The sequence below is a fragment of the Actinopolyspora mzabensis genome, assembly GCF_900101095.1.
In the GTDB taxonomy this organism is placed as follows: Bacteria; Actinomycetota; Actinomycetes; order Mycobacteriales; family Pseudonocardiaceae; genus Actinopolyspora; species Actinopolyspora mzabensis.
This window is the reverse complement of record NZ_FNFM01000010.1, coordinates 39,077-58,539: the sequence shown is the minus strand read 5'-3', so window position 1 is coordinate 58,539 and position 19,463 is coordinate 39,077. Positions and strand designations below refer to the sequence as shown.

Genomic DNA, 19,463 nt, shown 5'->3' with positions numbered 1-19,463 from the left:
GAAGGCCCGACGTTGTGTAGGTCGCTACCCGATGTCGGGCCTCCCCGCAGCGAGAGCCGCACCGGAGGTTCCGCCGAGTGAGCACCCGCACAACCCGAGCCGAGCACCCACGTCAGGAAAGCGGGGCGTCGGTATGGGGTCCTAACCTGGCGGGGTGCCCGAATCCGGAGAAGCTCGTTCCGAACCCGGCTGGATCCGCCGCCTGAGCGCCGCGTGCTGGCGGCATCCCGCCGCAGTACTGCTTTCCATGGGGGCCGCCGTCACGGCGGTCGGCATGGAGGCGGCCGTCCCGGTGTTCACCAAGGTGGCGGTGGACGACGCGGTTGCGGGCAGCACCGAGGGGCTCGGCTGGATCGTGGCGGCGATGCTCGGGCTGGGCCTGTTCCGGTTCGGGGCCGCGTTCGTGCGCCGCTACACCGCGGGCAAGCTCGCCGTGAACGTGCAGCACGACCTGCGCCGCGCCGTGTTCGGCTCGGTGCAGCGCCTCGACGGCGGCAAGCAGGACTCGCTGCGCACCGGCCAGGTGGTCTCGCGCTCGATCAGCGACCTGCAGCTGGTCAACGGGCTGCTGTCCATGCTGCCGATGGCGGCGGGCACGCTGATGCTGGCGGTGTTCTCGCTGGCGGCGATGCTGTGGCTCTCCCCGCTGCTGACCGTGATCGCGCTGGTCGTGGGGCCGCTGATCGGGGTGGTCACCGCCCGCAGCCGCAAGAAGCTGTTCCCGGCGACCTGGAGCGCGCAGCAGCGCGCCGCCGACGTGGCCGAGCAGGTCGAGGAGACGATCAGCGGTGTCCGCGTGGTCAAGGGCTTCGGGCAGGAGTCCCGGGAGGTCAGCGGCATGATCGGCCGCGCCCGCAGGCTGTTCGCCGAACGGATGCGGGCGGCACGGGTCACGGCCCCGCCGACCGCGCACCTCACGGCGCTGCCACTGGCGGGCCAGGTCTGCGTGCTGGGGCTGGGCGGTTGGCTCGCGCTGCGGGGCCAGGTCAGCGTGGGCACGTTCATCGCCTTCGCGAGCTATCTGACCATGCTCGCCGCCCCGGCGCGGATGCTGTCCAACGTGCTGATCCAGGCTCAGCACGCCCGCGCGGGGTTGGAGCGGCTTTACGACGTGATCGACTCGCAGCCGGAGGTCACCGACGCGCCGGACGCGGTGAGCCTGCCCGAGGGTCCGCTGCGGGTGGAGCTGGACGACGTGCGGTTCGGCTACGGCGGCGAGCAGCCGGTGCTGCGGGGCACCTCACTGGAGGTGCGTTCCGGCGAGACGCTGGCCCTGGTGGGTTCGGCGGGTTCGGGCAAGTCCACGATCTCGCTGCTGCTGCCCCGGTTCTACGACGTGCACTCCGGCGGCGTCCGGATCGGTCCCGACAACGGGAACGAGGGCAACGACGGGGACGGAGCCCTGGACATCCGGGGCGTGCGGCTGGACTCGCTGCGTTCGGCCGTGGGGGTGGTGTTCGAGGAGGCGTTCCTGTTCTCCGACACCGTGCGCGGCAACATCGCCTACGGGCATCCGAACGCCTCGGAGGACGAGATCGTCGCCGCCGCCCGCGCCGCCGAGGCCCACGAGTTCATCACCGAGCTCTCGCAGGGCTACGACACCCTGGTGGGCGAACGCGGCCTCACCCTCTCGGGGGGCCAGCGACAGCGGATCGCGCTGGCCCGCGCGCTGCTGACCGACCCCCGCATCTTGGTGCTGGACGACGCCACCTCGGCGGTGGATCCGGCCACCGAGGCCGCCATCCACGCCACGCTGGACTCGGTCACCGCCGAGCGGACCACGCTGCTGGTGGCGCACCGCCGCTCCACGCTCGCCCTCGCGGACCGGGTCGCGCTGCTGGACGAGGGCGAGGTGGTCGACATCGGCACCCAGCGGGAGCTGGAGCGGCGCTCCGAGCTGTTCCGCGAACTGCTGCCGGACACCTCCGGGACGTCCGAGCAGTCCAGGCACCCGGTGTGCGAACCCGGCGAGGAACCCACCCCGCAGCTGTGGCCGGGTGAGGAGCGCGGACAGCGGCACGGCTACTGGACCGGGACCGCGACGAGCACCGAGAACTCGTTCGCGGCCGTGGGGGCGGCGAGCCGGGGCGCGGGCCCGGCGAAACCGGCTGCCGGAGCCCCGAGCGCGGGTGCGGGGCGCCCGAAGGGCTCGACCGTGGCCGCCACCCCGCCGAGCGAGGAGCTGAGCACCGCGATCGATCGGCTACCGCCCGCCCGGGACGAACCCGAGCTCAACGGGACCGATCCCACCGCACCGGATCCCGGCTTCCGGTTGGCGAAGCTGTTCCGCCCGATCCGGTGGGGCGTGGCGCTGACGGTGCTGCTGGTCGCGGCCACCGCGGCCGTGTCGGTGAGCATGCCGTCGCTGATCCGCTGGGGCGTGGACGGCGGGGTGGGAGCCGGCGATCCGGACGCGCTGTTCACCGCCACCGCCGTGGGGGCGGGCCTGGTGCTGATCGGCTGGGTGACCATGCGCTGGCAGACGGTGATCGCCGCGCGCACGGGCGAGACGCTGCTGTACCTGCTGCGGCTGCGCAGCTTCGCCCAGCTGCAGCGGCTGGGGCTGGACTACTACGAGCGCGAACGCGCGGGCCGGATCATGACCCGGATGACCACCGATGTGGACGCGCTGTCCTCGTTCCTGCAGACGGGGTTGGCCACGGCGGTGGTCAGCGTCTCCACCATCATCGGCGTGGCGGTGGCGCTGCTGATCACCGACCTGTCGCTGGCGCTGGTGGCGCTGTCGATGACGCCGCTGCTGGTGGTGGCGACGATGATCTTCCGCAGGGTCTCGTCGAGCGCCTACGCCGAGGCCAGGGAGCGGGTCAGCACCGTCAACGCCGAGATGCAGGAGAACGTCTCCGGGCTGCGCGTGGCGCAGGCCAACCGCAGGGAACAGCTGGCGGCCGAGAAGTTCGCGGCGCGCAGCGACGCCTACCGGCGTTCCAGGCTGCGGGCGCAGCGCTACATCGCGACCTACTTCCCGTTCGTGGCGCTGCTGTCCGAAGTGGCGCAGGCGGTGGTGCTCGGCGTCGGAGCGATGCGGGTGGCTCAGGGCGAGCTGACCGCGGGCGTGCTGGCGGCGTTCCTGCTGTACCTGGGGCTGTTCTTCAGCCCGGTGCAGCAGCTCTCCGGGGTGTTCGACGCCTACCAGCAGGCCAGGGTCGGGCTGCGCCGGATCGGGGAGCTGCTGCGTACCCGCACCTCGGTGCCGGAGACCGAGCGACCGGCCACGGTGCCGAGCGAGCTCGACGGCGAGGTGGAGCTGCGCTCGGTGTCGTTCAGCTACCCGGCCACCGACGAGCCCGCCCTGTCCGAGGTGTCGCTGCGCGTCGCTCCGGGCGAGACGGTCGCCCTGGTGGGCGCCACCGGCGCGGGCAAGTCGACCCTGGTCAAACTGCTGGCGCGGTTCTACGACGTCTCGGGTGGCTGCGTGCTGGTGGACGGGGTGGACGTGCGCGACTACCCGCTGGCCGAGTACCACTCCCATCTGGCCGTGGTTCCGCAGGAGGGGCACCTGTTCGCGGGTGACGTGGCGGACAACATCGCCTACGGCAGCCCGGGCGCCGGTCCGGCCGAGATCGAGCGCGCCGCACGCCGGGTGGGCGCGCTGCCCGGCATAGCGGCGCTGCCGGACGGATTCCGGCAGCAAACCGGCGAGGGCGGCAAGTCGCTGTCGGCCGGGCAGCGGCAGCTGGTGGCGCTGGCCCGCGCGGAGCTGGTGGACCCGGACGTCCTGCTGCTGGACGAGGCCACCGCCGCGCTGGACCCGGCGACCGAGGCGATGGTGGCCGCGGCACACGCCGAGCTGGCCCGGGACCGGACGACGTTCGTGGTGGCGCACCGGCTGGCCACGGCCGCCCGCGCGGACCGGATCGTGGTGCTGGGTGGCGGCAGGATCGTCGAACAGGGCGAGCACGGGGAACTGCTGGCCGCGGGCGGGGTGTACGCGCGGCTCTGGGCCAACGGTGGTTCCGCCGACGACGCGGACGTGGCTGTGCCCGGCGCGGGTGAGCTCGGGGCCGGGCAAGAGGAGCCCGACTCGGCTCCGGCCAACCGCTGAGCGGGTCGCCACGGCGGCGGGAGTGTTCGCGGTCGCAGGACTTCGCGAGGGCGCGGCCGAGGTCCCCTGTTTCGTCGTTCACCGGCTCGGTACCGGCCGCGCTCGCACCACATCCGCACGCCACTCGGAGCAGCGTCCGGCGACTCGGAGTAAAGTCGAGTTGTAACCGGGCTGACAACGGTGTGGGGCGCGTTGCTCGGGCACCGCGGAATTTCCCGTGATGTGGTCCGGTCGGCTCAGGATACGGGATCGTTCACTTTTGCGTGAAACCTCACATTCGGGTTCCGTTCCGACATCCCGAACCACCGGGGAAGCAAGATCACAAAAACCAAAACCCCACATACTACCGGAAACCGTGGAGATCTTCCGCCCGAAAACACGCCGGGAAAACAGCCGCGTTGCCGACCTGATCGATTCGGAACAGCACGGAACTCGATCGGAATGCACGGGACACACCCAACCGAACACCCCGGAAGCGTTAGCCTGGGTTGCGAGCGTTGAAAAACCACGAGCAGATGGATCGAGGCGAACGCCAGCCGTGTCCAGCAGCAGCCCTGCGTCACAGTTCGGCCCCAACGAGTGGTTGATCGAGGAAATGTACGAGCAGTACCTCAACGACCCCTCATCGGTAGACTCCGCCTGGCACGAGTTCTTCGCGGACTACCGTCCCTCGGGGCACTCGGCAACCGAGTCCGCCGCTGCGGCGACAGGCGCAACAACAGGCCAACAAACCGCGACCGCCACCAAGTCCGGTGAGCGAAATGGTCAGGTGCACGACGAGGGTGCCCGTACGACCACGACTCCACCGGCGAGTGAGGCGCAGCAGACCGGCACCCGACAGGGTGCGGACGGAGCCCAGCAGCGCACCACTCCCGGGAAGGCGGGAACGCAGCAGGACGGAGGCGGCCGTTCGGCCACTTCACAACCGTCCGGGTCGCAGCAGTCCGCCAAACCCTCCCCGCAGGAGGCCGCCAAGGCCGCTCCCGTCAAGGAGGAGTCCGGCGGCGAGGAGACCAAGACGCTGCGCGGGCCGGCCGCGGCGATCGCCAAGAACATGGAGCAGTCGCTGACCGTGCCGACCGCCACCAGCGTGCGCGCGGTCCCGGCCAAGCTGCTGTTCGACAACCGCATCGTGATCAACAATCACCTGAAGCGGAACAAGGGCGGCAAGATCTCGTTCACCCACCTGATCGGGTACGCCCTCGTTCGGGCACTGCGGGACTTCCCCGGCATGAACCGCCACTACGGCGAGGACGCCAAGGGCAAGCCCGCCGTGGTGACGCCGGAGCACGTCAACCTCGGGCTGGCCATCGACCTGCCCGGCAAGGACGGCTCCCGCAACCTGGTGGTCGCCTCCATCAAGGCCTGCGAGAACATGAACTTCTACCAGTTCTGGCAGGCCTACGAGGACATAATCCGCAAGGCGCGCAACAACGCGCTCACCGCCGAGGACTTCGCGGGCACCACGATCTCGCTGACCAACCCCGGCCCCAGCGGAACGAACCACTCGGTGCCGCGACTCACCCAGGGGCAGAGCGCCATCATCGGCGTCGGGGCGATGGAGTACCCGGCCGAGTTCCAGGGGGCCAGCGAGAAGGCCCTGACCGAGATGGGCATCAGCAAGATCGTCACGCTGACCTCCACCTACGACCACCGGGTCATCCAGGGCGCGGAGTCCGGCGAGTTCCTGCGCAAGGTGCACCAGCTGCTGCTGGGCGAGGACAACTTCTTCGACGACATCTTCTCCTCGCTGCGCATCCCCTACGAGCCGGTCCGCTGGTCGACCGACATCCCGGAGGGCGCGGTCGACAAGACCGCCCGGGTGCTGGAGCTCATCGACGCCTACCGCACCCGCGGTCACCTGATGGCCGACATCGACCCGCTGAACTACCGGCAGCGGCGCCACGAGGACCTCGACGTCCTCTCGCACAGCCTCACGCTGTGGGACCTGGACCGGGAGTTCCCGGTCGGCGGTTTCGCGGGCCAGGAGCACATGTCGCTGCGCGACGTGCTCGGAGTGCTGCGGGACTCCTACTGCCGCACGGTCGGCGTGGAGTACATGCACATCCTCGAACCGGACGAGCGCGAATGGCTGCAGCACCGGGTCGAGAAACCGCACGAGAAGCCGGACCAGTCCGAGCAGAAGTACATCCTGTCCAAGCTCAACGCCGCCGAGGCGTTCGAGACCTTCCTGCAGACCAAGTACGTCGGCCAGAAGCGGTTCTCGCTGGAGGGCGCCGAGACGGTGGTGCCGCTGCTGGACGCGGTGCTGGACTCCTCGGCGACCTCCGAGCTGGACGAGGTCGTCATCGGCATGCCGCACCGCGGCAGGCTCAACGTGCTGGCCAACATCGTCGGCAAACCGATCGCGCAGATCTTCCAGGAGTTCGAGGGCAATCTCGACCCGGGCCAGGCGCACGGCTCCGGTGACGTGAAGTACCACCTCGGTGCCGAGGGCAAGTACTTCCGCATGTTCGGCGACGGCGAGACCAGAGTGTCGCTGACCTCCAACCCCTCCCACCTGGAGGCGGTGGACCCGGTCCTGGAGGGCATCGTCCGCGCCAAGCAGGACATCCTGGACAAGGGCCAGGAGGGCTTCACCGTGCTGCCGGTGCTGCTGCACGGCGACGCCGCGTTCGCCGGGCAGGGCGTGGTCGCCGAAACGCTGAACCTGTCGCAACTGCGCGGCTACCGCACCGGCGGCACCGTGCACGTCGTCATCAACAACCAGGTCGGCTACACCACCACCCCCGAGTCGGGACGGTCGAGCAAGTACTCCACCGACGTGGCGAAGATGACCGGATCACCGGTGTTCCACGTCAACGGCGACGACCCCGAGGCGTGCGTGTGGGTCGCCAAGCTGGCCGTGGAGTACCGCAACACCTTCGGCAAGGACGTGGTCATCGACATGGTGTGCTACCGCCGCCGCGGGCACAACGAGGGTGACGACCCGTCGATGACGCAGCCGGAGATGTACGACGCGATCGACAAGATGCGCAGCGTCCGCAAGACCTACACCGAGTCGCTGATCGGGCGCGGCGACATCACCGTCGACGAGGCGGAGAAGGCGCTCAAGGACTACGCCAACCAGCTGGAGCACGTGTTCAACGAGGTGCGCGAGCTGGAGAACCACCCGCCCGAGCCGAGCCCCTCGGTGGAGTCGGAGCAGCAGATCCCGGCCAAGCTGGAAACCGGCATCTCCGAGGACGAGCTGCGCAGGATCGCCGACGCGCAGATCGACCTGCCGGAGGGCTTCACCCCCCACTCGCGCGTGAAGCCGGTGCTGGAACGGCGCGCCAAGATGGGCAAGGAAGGCGGCATCGACTGGGCGTTCGGCGAGCTGCTGGCGCTGGGCTCGCTGACCACCTCGGGCTACCCGGTGCGACTGACCGGGCAGGACACCAGGCGCGGAACGTTCGGCCAGCGGCACGCGGTGGTCATCGACCGCAAGACCGGTGCGGAGTACACCCCGCTGCAGCAGCTCTCCTCCGACCAGGCCAAGTTCCTGACCTACGACTCGGCGCTGTCCGAGTTCGCGGCGGTGGGCTTCGAGTACGGCTACTCGGTGGCGAACCAGGACGCCATGGTGCTGTGGGAGGCGCAGTTCGGCGACTTCTTCAACGGCGCCCAGTCGATCATCGACGAGTTCATCTCCTCCGGCGAGGCCAAGTGGGGCCAGCGCTCCGACGTGGTGATGCTGCTGCCGCACGGCCACGAGGGGCAGGGCCCGGACCACAGCTCGGCCCGCATCGAGCGGTGGCTGCAGTTGTGCGCCGAGGGCTCGATGACGGTGGCGATGCCCTCCACACCCGCGAACTACTTCCACCTGCTGCGCAGGCACGCGATGGACGGCATCGACCGGCCGCTGGTGGTGTTCACGCCCAAGTCGATGCTGCGGCTCAAGGAGGCCACCAGCCCGATCGAGCACTTCACCAACGGCAAGTTCGCCTCGGTGATCGACGATCCGACCGAGCCGGACCCGTCCGGGGTTCGCAAGCTCGTGTTGTGCACCGGCAAGCTGTACTACGAGCTGGCGGCAGAGCAGGCCAAGCGGGAGACGAAGGACACGGCCGTGGTCCGGCTGGAGCAGCTCTACCCGCTGCCGCACCGCAAGCTCGGCAGGCTGCTGGAGCGCTACCCCAACGTCGAGGAGATCCGCTGGACCCAGGAGGAGCCGCGCAACCAGGGTGCGTGGCCGTTCCTCGGGCTGGCGCTGCCGCGCGAGTTCGGCCCCGAGTTCGCGAGCAAGCTCAAGGTCGTCGGGCGCCGCCCGATGGCCGCACCGGCCACCGGGTTGAAGAAGGTGCACGACGTGGAGCAGGCGGAGGTGATCACCAACGCCTTCGCCGACTGACCGGGCGTTCCCGGTCGGGTTTCTCGGGTAGTCGCTTGGCGGAACCTCTCGCACGGCTCTCGCTGCGGGGGCCCCGACATCGGGTAGGTACTACACAACGTCGGGCCCGTCCTCGCGAGAGCCGCACGGGAGAACCCGCGGCGGTGCCGGTTGCGGGCGTGGTAGGAGTTCGGCTCGCGCGCCGAAGGGCCACAGCGACCGGTTTCGCAGCAGGTTTCCGCGGGCCGTCGATTCGTACGCGGATCGGCGGCCCGTTCTCCGTTCGCGCGAAGTCCGCAGCCACGGACCTGTGGAAGGAGCAGTGATGTTCAGCGGACGGAGAGTCCCTTCTCGGTCGCGACAGCGGCCTGCCCGGTGTCGCGCGTGACCATCACGAGATCGTCGCCCGCGGCCAGCGGAGCGGCCTGTTCGAGAGCCGCCGCGAGATGTATCGCATCCAGCGTGCGGATCGCGTAGCCGATCACCAGTTCCCTGGCTCTGGGCAGCAGCAGGGCCGAGTTCAGCCGCAGCGGGGTTATGGCTCCTTCCTCACCGCAGTCCCGGTCGAAGCGGTCGATCAAGTGCGCGGAGATCTCGACACGGTTGCCGCGCAGTGCGGCGGAGACGGCGGAAGCGAATTCGACCCTGGTCAACTCGCTGGTGACCACGGGGAGCTCGCCTTCCAGCAGCAGTTCACGGAATTCGGCGTGCTCGGCCTCGTCGGCGAGGTAGGCACGTATAAGACTGCTGGTATCGGCGTACAGCAGGGTCACCAATCCCCCCGATCGGCTTCCAGCGCCTCGCTTGCGCTACGACCGAGGCCCCGGGTCGCCGCTTCCAGTTCGTCCAGGCTCAACACGTTCTCGGGCGGCTGAACTTCCGCCAGCAGGCCGGAAGCACGAGCCCGCCGGCGTACCGTCCGATGGCCGGCCGGCCCGTCCACGACTTGCGAGAGCGCCTCCGTGACCAGCTCGTTCATACTGCGGTTCTCGCTGGCCGCTTTCGCTTTCAGCTGCCCGTGCAGCTCGTCGTCTATCCGCGTTATCAGCTGCCGCATGCAGTTATGATAGCAAAAAAGAAAGGTTTGATAGCACGGACTTCGAGGCGATATGCCGGGCACTCGTTCCGATCGGCGGCCCGTTCTCGTTACCGGTACCGCACACCGACAGGGCCGCTCACTCTCGCGGCGGGTGGGCCTTCCCCCTTCCGGCGGAATCCGTACGACCCCCGAGTGCCCCGTGGGGCCGAACCACATCGGGTTGCCTACGCTGCCGGAGAACCCCGAAATCGGGAACGCGAAGCGGTTAGGAGAGACGACGTGTATTTCACCGATCGTGGTCTCGAGGAGCTGGAGGAACAGCGCGGCGACGAGCGGGTGAACCTGGCATGGCTCGCCGACCGGATGCGCGCCTTCGTCGACACGAACCCGGAGTTCGAGGACGCGGTGGACCGGCTGGCCACCTTCCTCGCCAGGGACGAGGGCGACGAGGCCGATTCGGAGGAGGAAGAGGTCAGCGAGGCCGTGGAGAGCTGATCCCGCCTCACCTCCCGAACAGCGCTGTGCAGCCCCGCTTATCAGCCTGTGCGGAAAGTCCTGCTGGACCGCCGCCGAACACGGGGAGACAATCCGGATCGGCGATCCCGATGCGCTCACCGGCGCTTCGGCGGCAGACCGCGGCAAACCACGGGCCAAGAGCCCCCGCCGGATCGCCAGCGGAATTGGAGGAACCGTGCGAGCACTGGTGAAACCCACCGCCGGTCCGGGACTCGAGATGACCGATGTCCCCGACCCGAGGCCGGGCGCACGAGACGTGGTCCTCAAGGTGCTGCGCACCGGCATCTGCGGGACCGACCTGCACATCGACGGCTGGGACGACTGGGCCGCCGCGAACATCACCCCGCCGCTGATCGCGGGCCACGAGTTCGTGGGCGAGGTCGTCGAGATCGGGGCCGGGGTGCGGCAGGTGGAGGTCGGCGACCTGGTCAGCGGCGAGGGGCACGTGGTGTGCGGCCGGTGCCGCAACTGCCTGGCGGGCAGACGCCACCTGTGCGCCAACACCAAGGGACTGGGCGTGCACTACGACGGCGCGTTCGCCGAGTACGCCGTGCTGCCCGAGGCGAACTGCTGGGTGCACCACCAGCACATCGACCACGACGTCGCCGCGATCTTCGACCCGTTCGGCAACGCCGTGCACACGGCACTGAGCTTTCCCGTCGTGGGCGAGGACGTGCTCATCACCGGTGCGGGCCCCATCGGGCTGATGGCCGCGAGCGTGGCCCGGCACGCGGGCGCCCGGCACATCGTGATCACCGACGCCAGCGAGTACCGGCTGGACCTGGCGCGTCGGATCGGCGTCGACCTCGCCATGAACATCGCCGAGCACGACCTCACCGAGGTGCAGGAGCGGCTGGACATGGCCGAGGGCTTCGACGTCGGCATGGAGATGTGCGGGCAGCCCGTCGCGCTGCGCGACATGATCGCGAACATGGCCCACGGTGGTCACATCGCCATGCTCGGTCTGCCCGCCGAGGGCTTCGGGATCGACTGGAGCTCCGTGGTGCTGAAGATGCTGACCATCAAGGGCATCTACGGCAGGGAGATGTTCGAGACCTGGTACTCGATGTCGGTTCTGCTGGAATCGGGGTTGGACCTGAGTCCGGTGATCACGCACCGGTTCGCCAGCGGCGACTATCAGAAAGCCTTCGACACTGCCCGACAGGGCCAGTGCGGCAAGATCATCCTGGATTGGACGGTGGAGTAGCCGATGTTCGGCAAAGCTGCCGAGGAACTGCGTGGCAGGCTGGACGAGATCCGGTCGGCCGGGCTGTACAAGCGGGAACGCGTCCTCGAATCGCCGCAGCGGGCGCGCGTGGGGGTCGACTCGGAAGCGGGCAGCGGCGAGGTGCTCAACCTCTGCGCCAACAACTATCTCGGGCTGGCCGATCATCCGAAGCTGATCGAGGCCGCCAAGAACGCCCTGGACGAGTGGGGGCTGGGGATGGCCTCGGTGCGGTTCATCTGCGGCACCCAGGCCCCGCACAAGGAGTTGGAACGGCGGCTGTCGGACTTCCTGGGCACCGGCGACACCATTCTGTACAGCTCGTGCTTCGACGCCAACACCGGCCTGTTCGAGAGCCTGCTCGACGAGCAGGACGTGATCATCTCCGACGAGCTCAACCACGCGAGCATCATCGACGGTGTCCGGCTGTGCAAGGCGCGACGCGCGCGCTACGGCAACCGGGACACCGCCGACCTGGAACGCAAGCTGGTCGAGCACGCCGACGCGCGCTACCGGCTGATCGTCACCGACGGCGTGTTCTCCATGGACGGCTACCTGGCCCCGCTGGACGAGATCTGCGAGCTGGCCGAACGCCACGACGCGATGGTCATGGTCGACGACTCGCACGCGGTCGGCTTCCTCGGGCCCAACGGCGCGGGAACCCCCGAACTGTTCGGCGTCACCGACCGGGTGGACATCGTCACCGGCACGCTCGGCAAGGCACTGGGCGGCGCCAGCGGCGGCTACGTGGCGGCGTGGCCGGAGATCGTGGAGCTGCTGCGGCAGCGCTCCCGCCCCTACCTGTTCTCCAACTCGCTGGCCCCGCCGATCGTGGCCTCCGCGCTGGCAGCGCTGGACCTGGTGGCCTCGGAGCCGGGCATGCGGGAGCAGCTGCGCTCCAACAGCGAACTGTTCCGCCGCAGGATGACCGAGGCGGGCTTCGACCTGCTCCCCGGCGAACACCCGATCATCCCGGTAATGATCGGCGACGCGGCCGAGGCCAGCCGGATGGCGGATCTGCTGCTGGAGGAGGGCGTCTACGTGATCGGGTTCTCCTACCCGGTCGTGCCGCACGGCAAGGCGCGCATCCGCACCCAGATGTCCGCGGCGCTGACCTCGGAGGACGTGGAGAACGCCGTCACGGCGTTCATCCGTGCCCGGGAGAAGGCGGGTAAGCTGGCCGGGTGATTGACCCGCGTCGACTGACCGTGCTGCGCGCACTGGCCGACCACGGCACGGTGCGCGCGGCGGCCGAGACGCTGTATCTCACCCCGTCCGCGGTCTCGCAGCAACTCACCGCGCTGGAGCAGGAGGCTGGGCAGGCGCTGCTGATCCGCAGGGGCAGGCGGGTCGAGCTGACCGCGGCCGGGGAGCTGCTCGCCGAGCACGCGAAGGCCGTGCTGGCCGAGGTGGAACGTGCCGAGGCCAGCATGGCGGCCTGCGCCGCGGGCACCGTCGGGCGCGTCGAAGTGGCCTCGTTCGCCTCCGCCATCACGCGCGTGGTGGCGCCGTCCATCACCGCGCTGCGGGCCGCCGCGCCGGGGGTGACAGTGCTGGTGCGCGACGCCGAGGCGCACAACAGCCTGCTCATGCTGCTGGCGGGCGAAACCGACATCGCGATCTCGATGGAGTACGGCGCGACCGTCCGACCCGACGAGGACCGGCTCACCAGGTATCCGCTCTACGCCGAACCGTTCGACGCCGTGCTGCCACCGCACCATCCGCTCTGCGGGCGGGAGAGCCTGACGGTGAGCGAACTCGGCGAGTCCGACTGGATCGCGCCGCTGCCGGGCAACCCCTGCCGTGAGGTGGCGCAGACCTGTTTCGCAGACGCGGGATTCGCCCCACCCATCACCCACACCTCGGACGACTTCCAGGCGGTGGTGGCCCTGGTGGCCGCCGGGACGGGCATGGCACTGGTGCCACGCGGGGCCGTCCCGGCCGAACACGGCGCCGAGGTGCGGCCGCTGCGCGAGCGGGTCCCCACCAGGCGGGTCTTCGCGGCCGTGCGACGCGGCAGGGAGGAGCACCCGCTGCTGCGGCGAGTGCTGGAGTCACTTCTCACCTGCTCCGAAGAGCTCCAGAAGCAGTGACAGCTCGCCCAGGTGGCCGGGTGGCCGTCGCGTGACTCGGCGCCTTGGGAGCGTTGGGCACTCGGTGCGGTGCGGTTCGGCGCTGTCGGCGCGTGAGATGCGGCATACTCGCGGAACACCCGCGGGAACGGGGCCGTCCGACACACGCGGCGTCCGACGCACGGCGGGCCACGACGAGCAGCCGCGCAGCACGCCAGGCTCGAAAGGAAAGGCACATGGCACAGCAGGACAGCGAGCGGGCCGACAACGACTCCTCCGGGGCCCGGCAGCCCGTCCGGGCGAGCACCTCGGCCGAACCCTCGGAAGGCAAAACCAGCATCGCTGCCACGGTGGTGCAGAAGATCGCGGCGATCGCGACGCGCGAGGTCTCCGGGGTGCACGCGATGGGAGGCGGGGTTTCCCGCGCCTTCGGCGCGCTGCGGGAACGCATCCCCGGCGGCAGCGGCACCTCGACCGTCTCGGGGGTGCGGGTCGAGGTCGGCGAGAAGCAGACGGCGGTGGATCTGGACGTGGTGGTGGAGTACGGCCTGTCCATCGTGGATCTGACCAGGAGTGTGCGGCGGAACGTGATCGAGTCCGTGGAGCGCATGACCGGCCTGGAGGTCATCGAGGTCAACATCGACGTCAACGACATCCACCTGCCCTCCGAGGACGAGGAGGCGGAACCGGCGTCCTCCCGGGTGGAGTGAGTCGCGCACCCGGGTGAGCACGACCGGAGCGCGCACACCGTGCTGCGAATGGGGAGCGATACCGCGGCCGGGCATGCACGCGGCTGCCCACCGGTGGTGGGATGCGGTGGAAGGATTCGACGAAAGCGAGCGGCAATGGCGCCTGTGGAACGACAGCTGATCATCGGGGGTGACTTCCGGGAAGCGGTCGACGGTCGAAGGACGACCGACAACGACCCCCGGACGGGCGAGGTGTTCGCCACCGTCGCGGCGGCCTCGGTATCCGACGTCACCGAGGCGGTCGACGCCGCCGCGGCCGCGTTCGACGAGTGGTCGCGCACCGGACCGCTGCGGCGCAGGGAGATCCTGCTGCGGGCCGCTGACCTGCTGGGGCAGTACACCGAACAGGCCGTGGAGCTGATGGCCGGTGAGGTCGGCGGCACCCGGCCGTGGGCGATGTTCAACGTCGAGCTGGCCGCCGACATCCTGCGCGAGGCCGCCGCGTCCACCACCGGACCGCGCGGCGAGGTGCTCACCTCCTCCGATCCCGACGAGTGGAGTTTCGCGCTGCGGCAACCCGCCGGGGTGGTCGCCGCCTTCGCACCGTGGAACGCACCGCTGATCCTCGGCACCCGCGCGTTCGCCACCGCACTGGCCATGGGCAACACGGTGGTGCTCAAACCGAGCGAACAGGCGCCGCTGGCGGCCGGTCTCTGGCTGGCAGGGATCCTGCGGGAAGCCGGGCTGCCGGACGGCGTGCTCAACGTGATCACCAACGACGTCGCGGACGGCGCAGAGATCGGCAACGCCCTGATCGCCGACCGCAGGGTCCGGCGGGTCAACTTCACCGGATCCACCGAGGTCGGGCGTTCCATCGGGATCGAGGCCGCCCGCCACCTCAAACCCGCGGTGCTGGAACTGGGCGGCAAGAACTCGGTACTGGTGCTCGACGACGCCGACCTGGATTACGCGGTGGACGCGGTGGCCTTCGGCGCGTTCATGAACGCGGGCCAGATCTGCATGTCGGCCGACCGGGTGCTGGTGCCCGAGACGATGCGGGCGGAATTCGGCGAACGCCTGGGCAAGAAGGTAGCCGGGCTTCCCTTCGGCGATCCCCGGGACCCGGACACCGTGATCGGCCCGGTGATCGACGAACCTGCCGCGCGGCGGATCGCCTCGCTGGTCGACGACGCCCTGGCGCGGGGAGCCGTGGCGCACTGCGGCGGGCAACCACCGGAAGGGGCGATGTACCGGCCGACCATACTGAGCGAGGTCACCCCGGAACAGCGGATCCACTCGGAGGAGATATTCGGCCCGGTCACCACGGTGCTCGGGTACGACTCCGTCGAGGAGGCGATCGGGATCGTCAACGACACGCCGTACGGACTGACCGGTGGTGTGATCACCGCCGACACCCGGAAGGGCTGGGAGATCGCGCGGCGGGTCGAGACCGGCATCTTCCACATCAACGACCAGTCGGTCGGCGATCAGCCGCAGGCGCCGTTCGGCGGGGTCAAGGACTCCGGTTTCGGCCACTTCGGCGGGCGCAGCGGCGTCGAGGCGTTCACCGACACCCGATGGGTCACCTTCCGGGAGCGGCAGGCGCGGTACCCGTTCTGAGAACTCAGGGGAGAACGTCGCGTAGCTGTCGGGTCTCGGGCACGTCCGCTCAGCGAACCGGCCGCCCGGCCCGCCACACCCGGTGGGTCAGCGGAACACCGGGCCGGTAGGCCAGCCAGGACGCGGCGGGCGCGTCCAGCGCGTGCACATCGGCACGGGCGCCCGGTCGCAGCACGCCGAGCGCGCCCGCACCGGTGTCGCGGCGCAGTGCCCGGGCCCCTCCTCTCGTGGCCGCGTACACCGCCTCGGAGACGGTCATCCGCAGTTGCAGCACCGCAGTGGCGACGCAGAACGCCATGGACGAGGTGTAGGACGAGCCGGGGTTGCAGTTGGTGGCCAGCGCCACCGTGGCCCCGGCGTCGAGCAGTTCCCTGGCAGGCGGCAACGGCTGCCGCGTGGACAGGTCGCAGGCGGGCAGCAGGGTCGCCACGGTGTCCGACCCGGCGAGCGCGGCGATGTCGGCATCGGTGAGGTGCGTGCAGTGGTCCACACTGGCCGCTTCCAACTCCACCGCCAGCGCCACACCCGGACCCGGTTCCAGCTGGTTGCCGTGCACCCGCAGTCCCAGTCCGCGTTCCCGGGCGGCCAGCAGCACGCGGCGGGACCGCTCGGCGTCGAACGCGCCGCGTTCGCAGAACACGTCGCACCAGGACACGTGCTCTGCGACCGCGTCGAGCATCGGCCCGCACGCCAGGTCCAGGTACTCCTCGGCGTCCCGTTCGGGAGGTACGAGGTGGGCACCGAGGTAGGTGACCTCGTCCACCTCGGCAGCCGCGATGCGGGCGGCGCGCAGCTCGTCCTCGACGGTCAGCCCGTATCCGGTCTTGGTCTCCAGCGAGGTCGTGCCCTGCGCGACGGCCTCGGCGATGTGGGCGCGCAGGTTCGCGGCGAGCCGCTCGTCGTCGGCCGCGCGGGTGGCGCGCACCGTCTCGGCGATCCCGCCCGCGGTGTAGGGCTCTCCGGCCATGCGGGCGGTGAACTCGGCGGTGCGATCACCCGCGAAGACCAGGTGGGTGTGGCTGTCCACCCAGCCCGGCAGCACGGCGCGGCCTTCGAGGTCGACACGGTGATCGGCCAGCGGCGCGCGCTCGGCCGCACCGACCCAGGCCACCCGGTCCCCCTCGAACACCAGGGCCGCGTCGGTCGGCGTTCCCAGTTCCTCGTCGTTGGTGGTCAGCTCGGAGATTCCGGTGATAAGGGTGGACGTCATCGATCTTCCTCGCCACGTGGGTGAACTCGCGCGGAAACCTCGCCACTCACGAGTCCTCGACCAGTTCCCGAATGCTTTCGCGCAACGTGCCCGCCGCGTCCGGCACGAGCTGGTGGACGCCCTCGCGGACCACCCGTCTGCCGTCGACGACCACATCGGTCACTTCCCCCGCGGTCGCCGCGGTGACAGCGGCACGCGGCGGCACCCCGGCCATTCGCGGGCTGTCCAGGTCCAGGGTGACCAGATCCGCCAGCGAGCCGAGCTCGATGCTGCCCGCGTCGGGACGGCCCAGCGCACGATGGCCGGTGCCGGTGGCCATCATCGTGAGCTCGTCCGGGGAGAAGTGACCGCGCACCTCGCTGCGCAGCCGCATGCCGGACTCGACGGCACGTGCCTCGACGAAGGGATCGATCACCGAGTGCCCGTCACTGCCCAGCGACACTGGACAGCCCGCCACCGATAGCTCGTCGGCGGGACCCGTCCCGTCGGCCAGGTCCGCCTCGGTGGTGGGGCACAGGCACACCCCGGTACCGCTGCGTCCCAGCCTGGCGATGTCGCCCGCCGCCAGGTGCGTGGCGTGCACCGCCGTGGTGGCGGTTCGCAGCATCCCCTGCTCCTCCAACAGCTGGGTGGGGCTGCGCCCGTGCACCGCCAGACAGGCGTCGTTCTCGGCACGCTGCTCGGACAGGTGAACGTGCAGCGGCACCCCGCGGGTGCGGGCGAACTCGCGCACCACCGGCATGGCGGCTTTCGGCACGGCCCGCACGGAGTGCAGCGCGGCACCGAGGACGGCCCCGTCGTGTCGACCGTCGAAGTCGTGCAACCGCTGGGCCCACGCGTCCGCGGTCTCGTCGGAGAACCTGGTCTGCACCCCTTCCGGCGGGGAACCGAATCCACTGCTGAGGTAGCAGGTGTCCAGCAGGGTCAACCTGATTCCGGCCTCGCGGGCCGCTGCCACCAGCGCGGCGCTCATCGCGTTGGGATCGTCGTAGCGCTGCCCGCCCGGTGCGTGGTGCAGGTAGTGGAACTCACCAACGGCGGTGAATCCCGCCAGCAACATCTCCGCGTAGACCCCCAGGGCCAGCCGGTAGTAGGTGTCCGGATCCAGTCGCTGCGCCACGCGGTACATCCGGTCGCGCCAGGTCCAGAACGTGCCGCGCTGCTCCGCTCCTCTGCCGCGCAGCGCGCGGTGGAAGGCGTGCGAGTGCACGTTGGCGGCACCGGGCAGGGTCAGGCCGCGCAGTCGTGGGGTGTCCGGCGGTGGTTCGACCGCCGGGGTGACCCCGGTGATCCGCGCACCGTCGGTCTCGATCAGCACGTCACGGCCGGGGCCGTCCCGCAGCCAGGCCCACTCGCACCAGTAGGACATCCGTTCGGGCAGCTCCTCTCGTGTCACGGGCACCGCCGGTCATCGGGCCCCGCGGTCTCGGGTCTCGCGGTCTCGGGTCTCGCGGTCATCGGGTCCACCGCCGCAGCACCGTCGCGAGCGCTTCCGCACCGGCGTCGCAGTCGGCCGGTTCGGCGTACTCCTCCGGAGCGTGACTGATACCGGTTGGGTTGCGCACGAACAACATGCCGGTGGGCATCCGCGCGGCGAGCACCCCGGCGTCGTGCCCGGCACCGGTGGGCAGTTCGGGTGCGTCCAGCATCGCGGTGAGCTCGTCGCGCAGCGGGCCGTCGAAGGACACCGTGTCCGAATAGGACTCCTCGGACAGCCGAATCGAGCACCCCTCCTCGGCGGCCAACACGCCCGCCCGGCGGTGGAGTTCGTCGACCATCCCCCTGGTGTCGGCGTCGGTGTGCGCGCGGGCGTCCAACCATAGGTCTACCGAGGCGGCGATCACGTTGGTTCCCGAGGGCACCGGCTGGATACGTCCGACCGTGGCTCTGGCGTCCTCGTAGCCCGCGGCGACGCGACGGGCCTCGGCGACCAGCAGTGAGGCGGGCAGCATCGGGTCCCTGCGGTCGCCCAGCGGGGTGGCTCCGGCGTGGTTGCCCTGTCCGGTGAACCGGAACCGCCACCTGCCGTGGGCGAGCATCGTCGAGGCCACCCCCACGGGTCGCTGTCGGTGTACCAGTCCCCTGCCCTGTTCCACGTGCAGCTCCAGGAACCGGGACACCCGTGCCAGGTTGGACTCGTCCGGTCCGGTGTGGTCCGGGTTCTTCCCGGCGGCGCGCATCGCCTCGGCCAGTGTGGTTCCCGAGTCGTCACGCAGCCCGAGCACCCGCTCCGGCGCCACCGTCCCGGCCGCCAGCCTGGATCCCAGGCAGGGCAGCCCGAAACGTCCACCCTCCTCCTCGGCGAAGACCACCAGGGCCAACGGACGAGCGGGACGGAATCCCTCGGCACGCAACTTGTCCACCGCGGCCAGCGCACTGGCCACGCCCAGCGGCCCGTCGAACTCGCCGCCGCCGGGCACGGAGTCGAGATGACTGCCGGTCGCGACGGCCCCGTCGCCGGGCCCGGCCACTCCGGGACCGGACCACCAGGCCCAGAGGTTGCCGTTCCCGTCGGGCACCACCTCCAGTCCCCGTCGGGCGGCCTGTTCGACGAACCACTCGCGCAGCTCGTGCTCCGGGGTGTCGAAGACGTGCCGGGAGTACCCGCCACGGCCGTGGTCCTTGCCCACCCGTTCGATGTCGGCGAGCAGCTCACTCGGAGTGGACACCGTTCCCTCCGTTCCCTCGGTCCTCGG

General features: G+C 70.2%; 13 protein-coding genes. 8 read left to right on the top strand and 5 right to left on the bottom strand.

Annotated features, from left to right (window positions below; all coding sequences use genetic code 11):
• Positions 1-154: 154 nt before the first annotated feature.
• Both BLR41_RS16995 and BLR41_RS16990 read left to right on the top strand, forming a co-directional pair.
• Positions 155-4,063, top strand: a complete 3,909-nt coding sequence (locus BLR41_RS16995) for an ABC transporter ATP-binding protein (protein WP_092629803.1) — start codon at positions 155-157, stop codon at positions 4,061-4,063.
• Between the two features lie 538 nt (positions 4,064-4,601).
• A complete protein-coding gene (locus BLR41_RS16990) occupies positions 4,602-8,417 on the top strand; it encodes a multifunctional oxoglutarate decarboxylase/oxoglutarate dehydrogenase thiamine pyrophosphate-binding subunit/dihydrolipoyllysine-residue succinyltransferase subunit (RefSeq protein WP_092629800.1) in 3,816 nt (1,271 codons plus the stop codon).
• 308 nt (positions 8,418-8,725) lie between these two features.
• Here BLR41_RS16990 and BLR41_RS16985 read toward each other — a convergent pair whose 3' ends face one another.
• Positions 8,726-9,169, bottom strand: coding sequence for a type II toxin-antitoxin system VapC family toxin (locus BLR41_RS16985; protein WP_218120204.1), 444 nt, complete (start codon positions 9,167-9,169; stop codon positions 8,726-8,728).
• On the bottom strand, positions 9,166-9,453 hold the full coding sequence (locus BLR41_RS16980; protein ID WP_092629796.1) for a FitA-like ribbon-helix-helix domain-containing protein: 288 nt from the start codon (positions 9,451-9,453) through the stop codon (positions 9,166-9,168). Before BLR41_RS16980 ends, BLR41_RS16985 begins: the two co-directional genes overlap by 4 nt.
• Before the next feature lie 261 nt (positions 9,454-9,714).
• Between BLR41_RS16980 and BLR41_RS16975 the strand changes: the two genes are divergently transcribed.
• The 6 genes from BLR41_RS16975 (at position 9,715) to BLR41_RS16950 (ending at position 15,557) form a co-directional block, all read left to right on the top strand.
• Positions 9,715-9,930, top strand: coding sequence for a DUF6104 family protein (locus tag BLR41_RS16975; protein WP_092629793.1), 216 nt, complete (start codon positions 9,715-9,717; stop codon positions 9,928-9,930).
• A 196-nt stretch (positions 9,931-10,126) separates the two neighbouring features.
• Entirely contained in the window at positions 10,127-11,158 is a 1,032-nt protein-coding gene (tdh, locus tag BLR41_RS16970) for an L-threonine 3-dehydrogenase (RefSeq protein ID WP_092629791.1), read from the top strand.
• 3 nt (positions 11,159-11,161) lie between these two features.
• Positions 11,162-12,364 carry a glycine C-acetyltransferase gene (locus BLR41_RS16965; RefSeq protein WP_092629789.1) on the top strand — a complete coding sequence of 401 codons (1,203 nt, stop codon included), beginning with the start codon at positions 11,162-11,164 and terminating at the stop codon, positions 12,362-12,364.
• The gene (locus BLR41_RS16960; protein ID WP_092629788.1) at positions 12,361-13,269 is read left to right on the top strand and encodes a LysR family transcriptional regulator; all 909 of its coding nucleotides are present in this window, start codon (positions 12,361-12,363) and stop codon (positions 13,267-13,269) included. The genes BLR41_RS16965 and BLR41_RS16960 overlap by 4 nt, the downstream gene beginning before the upstream one ends.
• A 215-nt stretch (positions 13,270-13,484) precedes the next feature.
• Positions 13,485-13,958 carry an Asp23/Gls24 family envelope stress response protein gene (locus BLR41_RS16955; RefSeq protein WP_092629786.1) on the top strand — a complete coding sequence of 158 codons (474 nt, stop codon included), beginning with the start codon at positions 13,485-13,487 and terminating at the stop codon, positions 13,956-13,958.
• A 135-nt stretch (positions 13,959-14,093) separates the two neighbouring features.
• The gene (locus tag BLR41_RS16950) at positions 14,094-15,557 is read left to right on the top strand and encodes an aldehyde dehydrogenase family protein (protein WP_092629785.1); all 1,464 of its coding nucleotides are present in this window, start codon (positions 14,094-14,096) and stop codon (positions 15,555-15,557) included.
• 49 nt (positions 15,558-15,606) lie between these two features.
• Here the strand turns inward: BLR41_RS16950 and hutI are convergent, their stop codons facing one another.
• The 3 genes from hutI to BLR41_RS16935 form a co-directional block, all read right to left on the bottom strand.
• Complete coding sequence (gene hutI / locus BLR41_RS16945; RefSeq protein WP_092629784.1) at positions 15,607-16,767, bottom strand: imidazolonepropionase; 1,161 nt, start codon at positions 16,765-16,767, stop codon at positions 15,607-15,609.
• A 46-nt stretch (positions 16,768-16,813) separates the two neighbouring features.
• Positions 16,814-18,136, bottom strand: a complete 1,323-nt coding sequence (locus BLR41_RS16940; RefSeq protein ID WP_092630327.1) for a formimidoylglutamate deiminase — start codon at positions 18,134-18,136, stop codon at positions 16,814-16,816.
• A gap of 85 nt (positions 18,137-18,221) precedes the next feature.
• Entirely contained in the window at positions 18,222-19,436 is a 1,215-nt protein-coding gene (locus BLR41_RS16935; RefSeq protein ID WP_092629782.1) for an allantoate amidohydrolase, read from the bottom strand.
• Between the last annotated feature and the right edge of the window lie 27 nt (positions 19,437-19,463).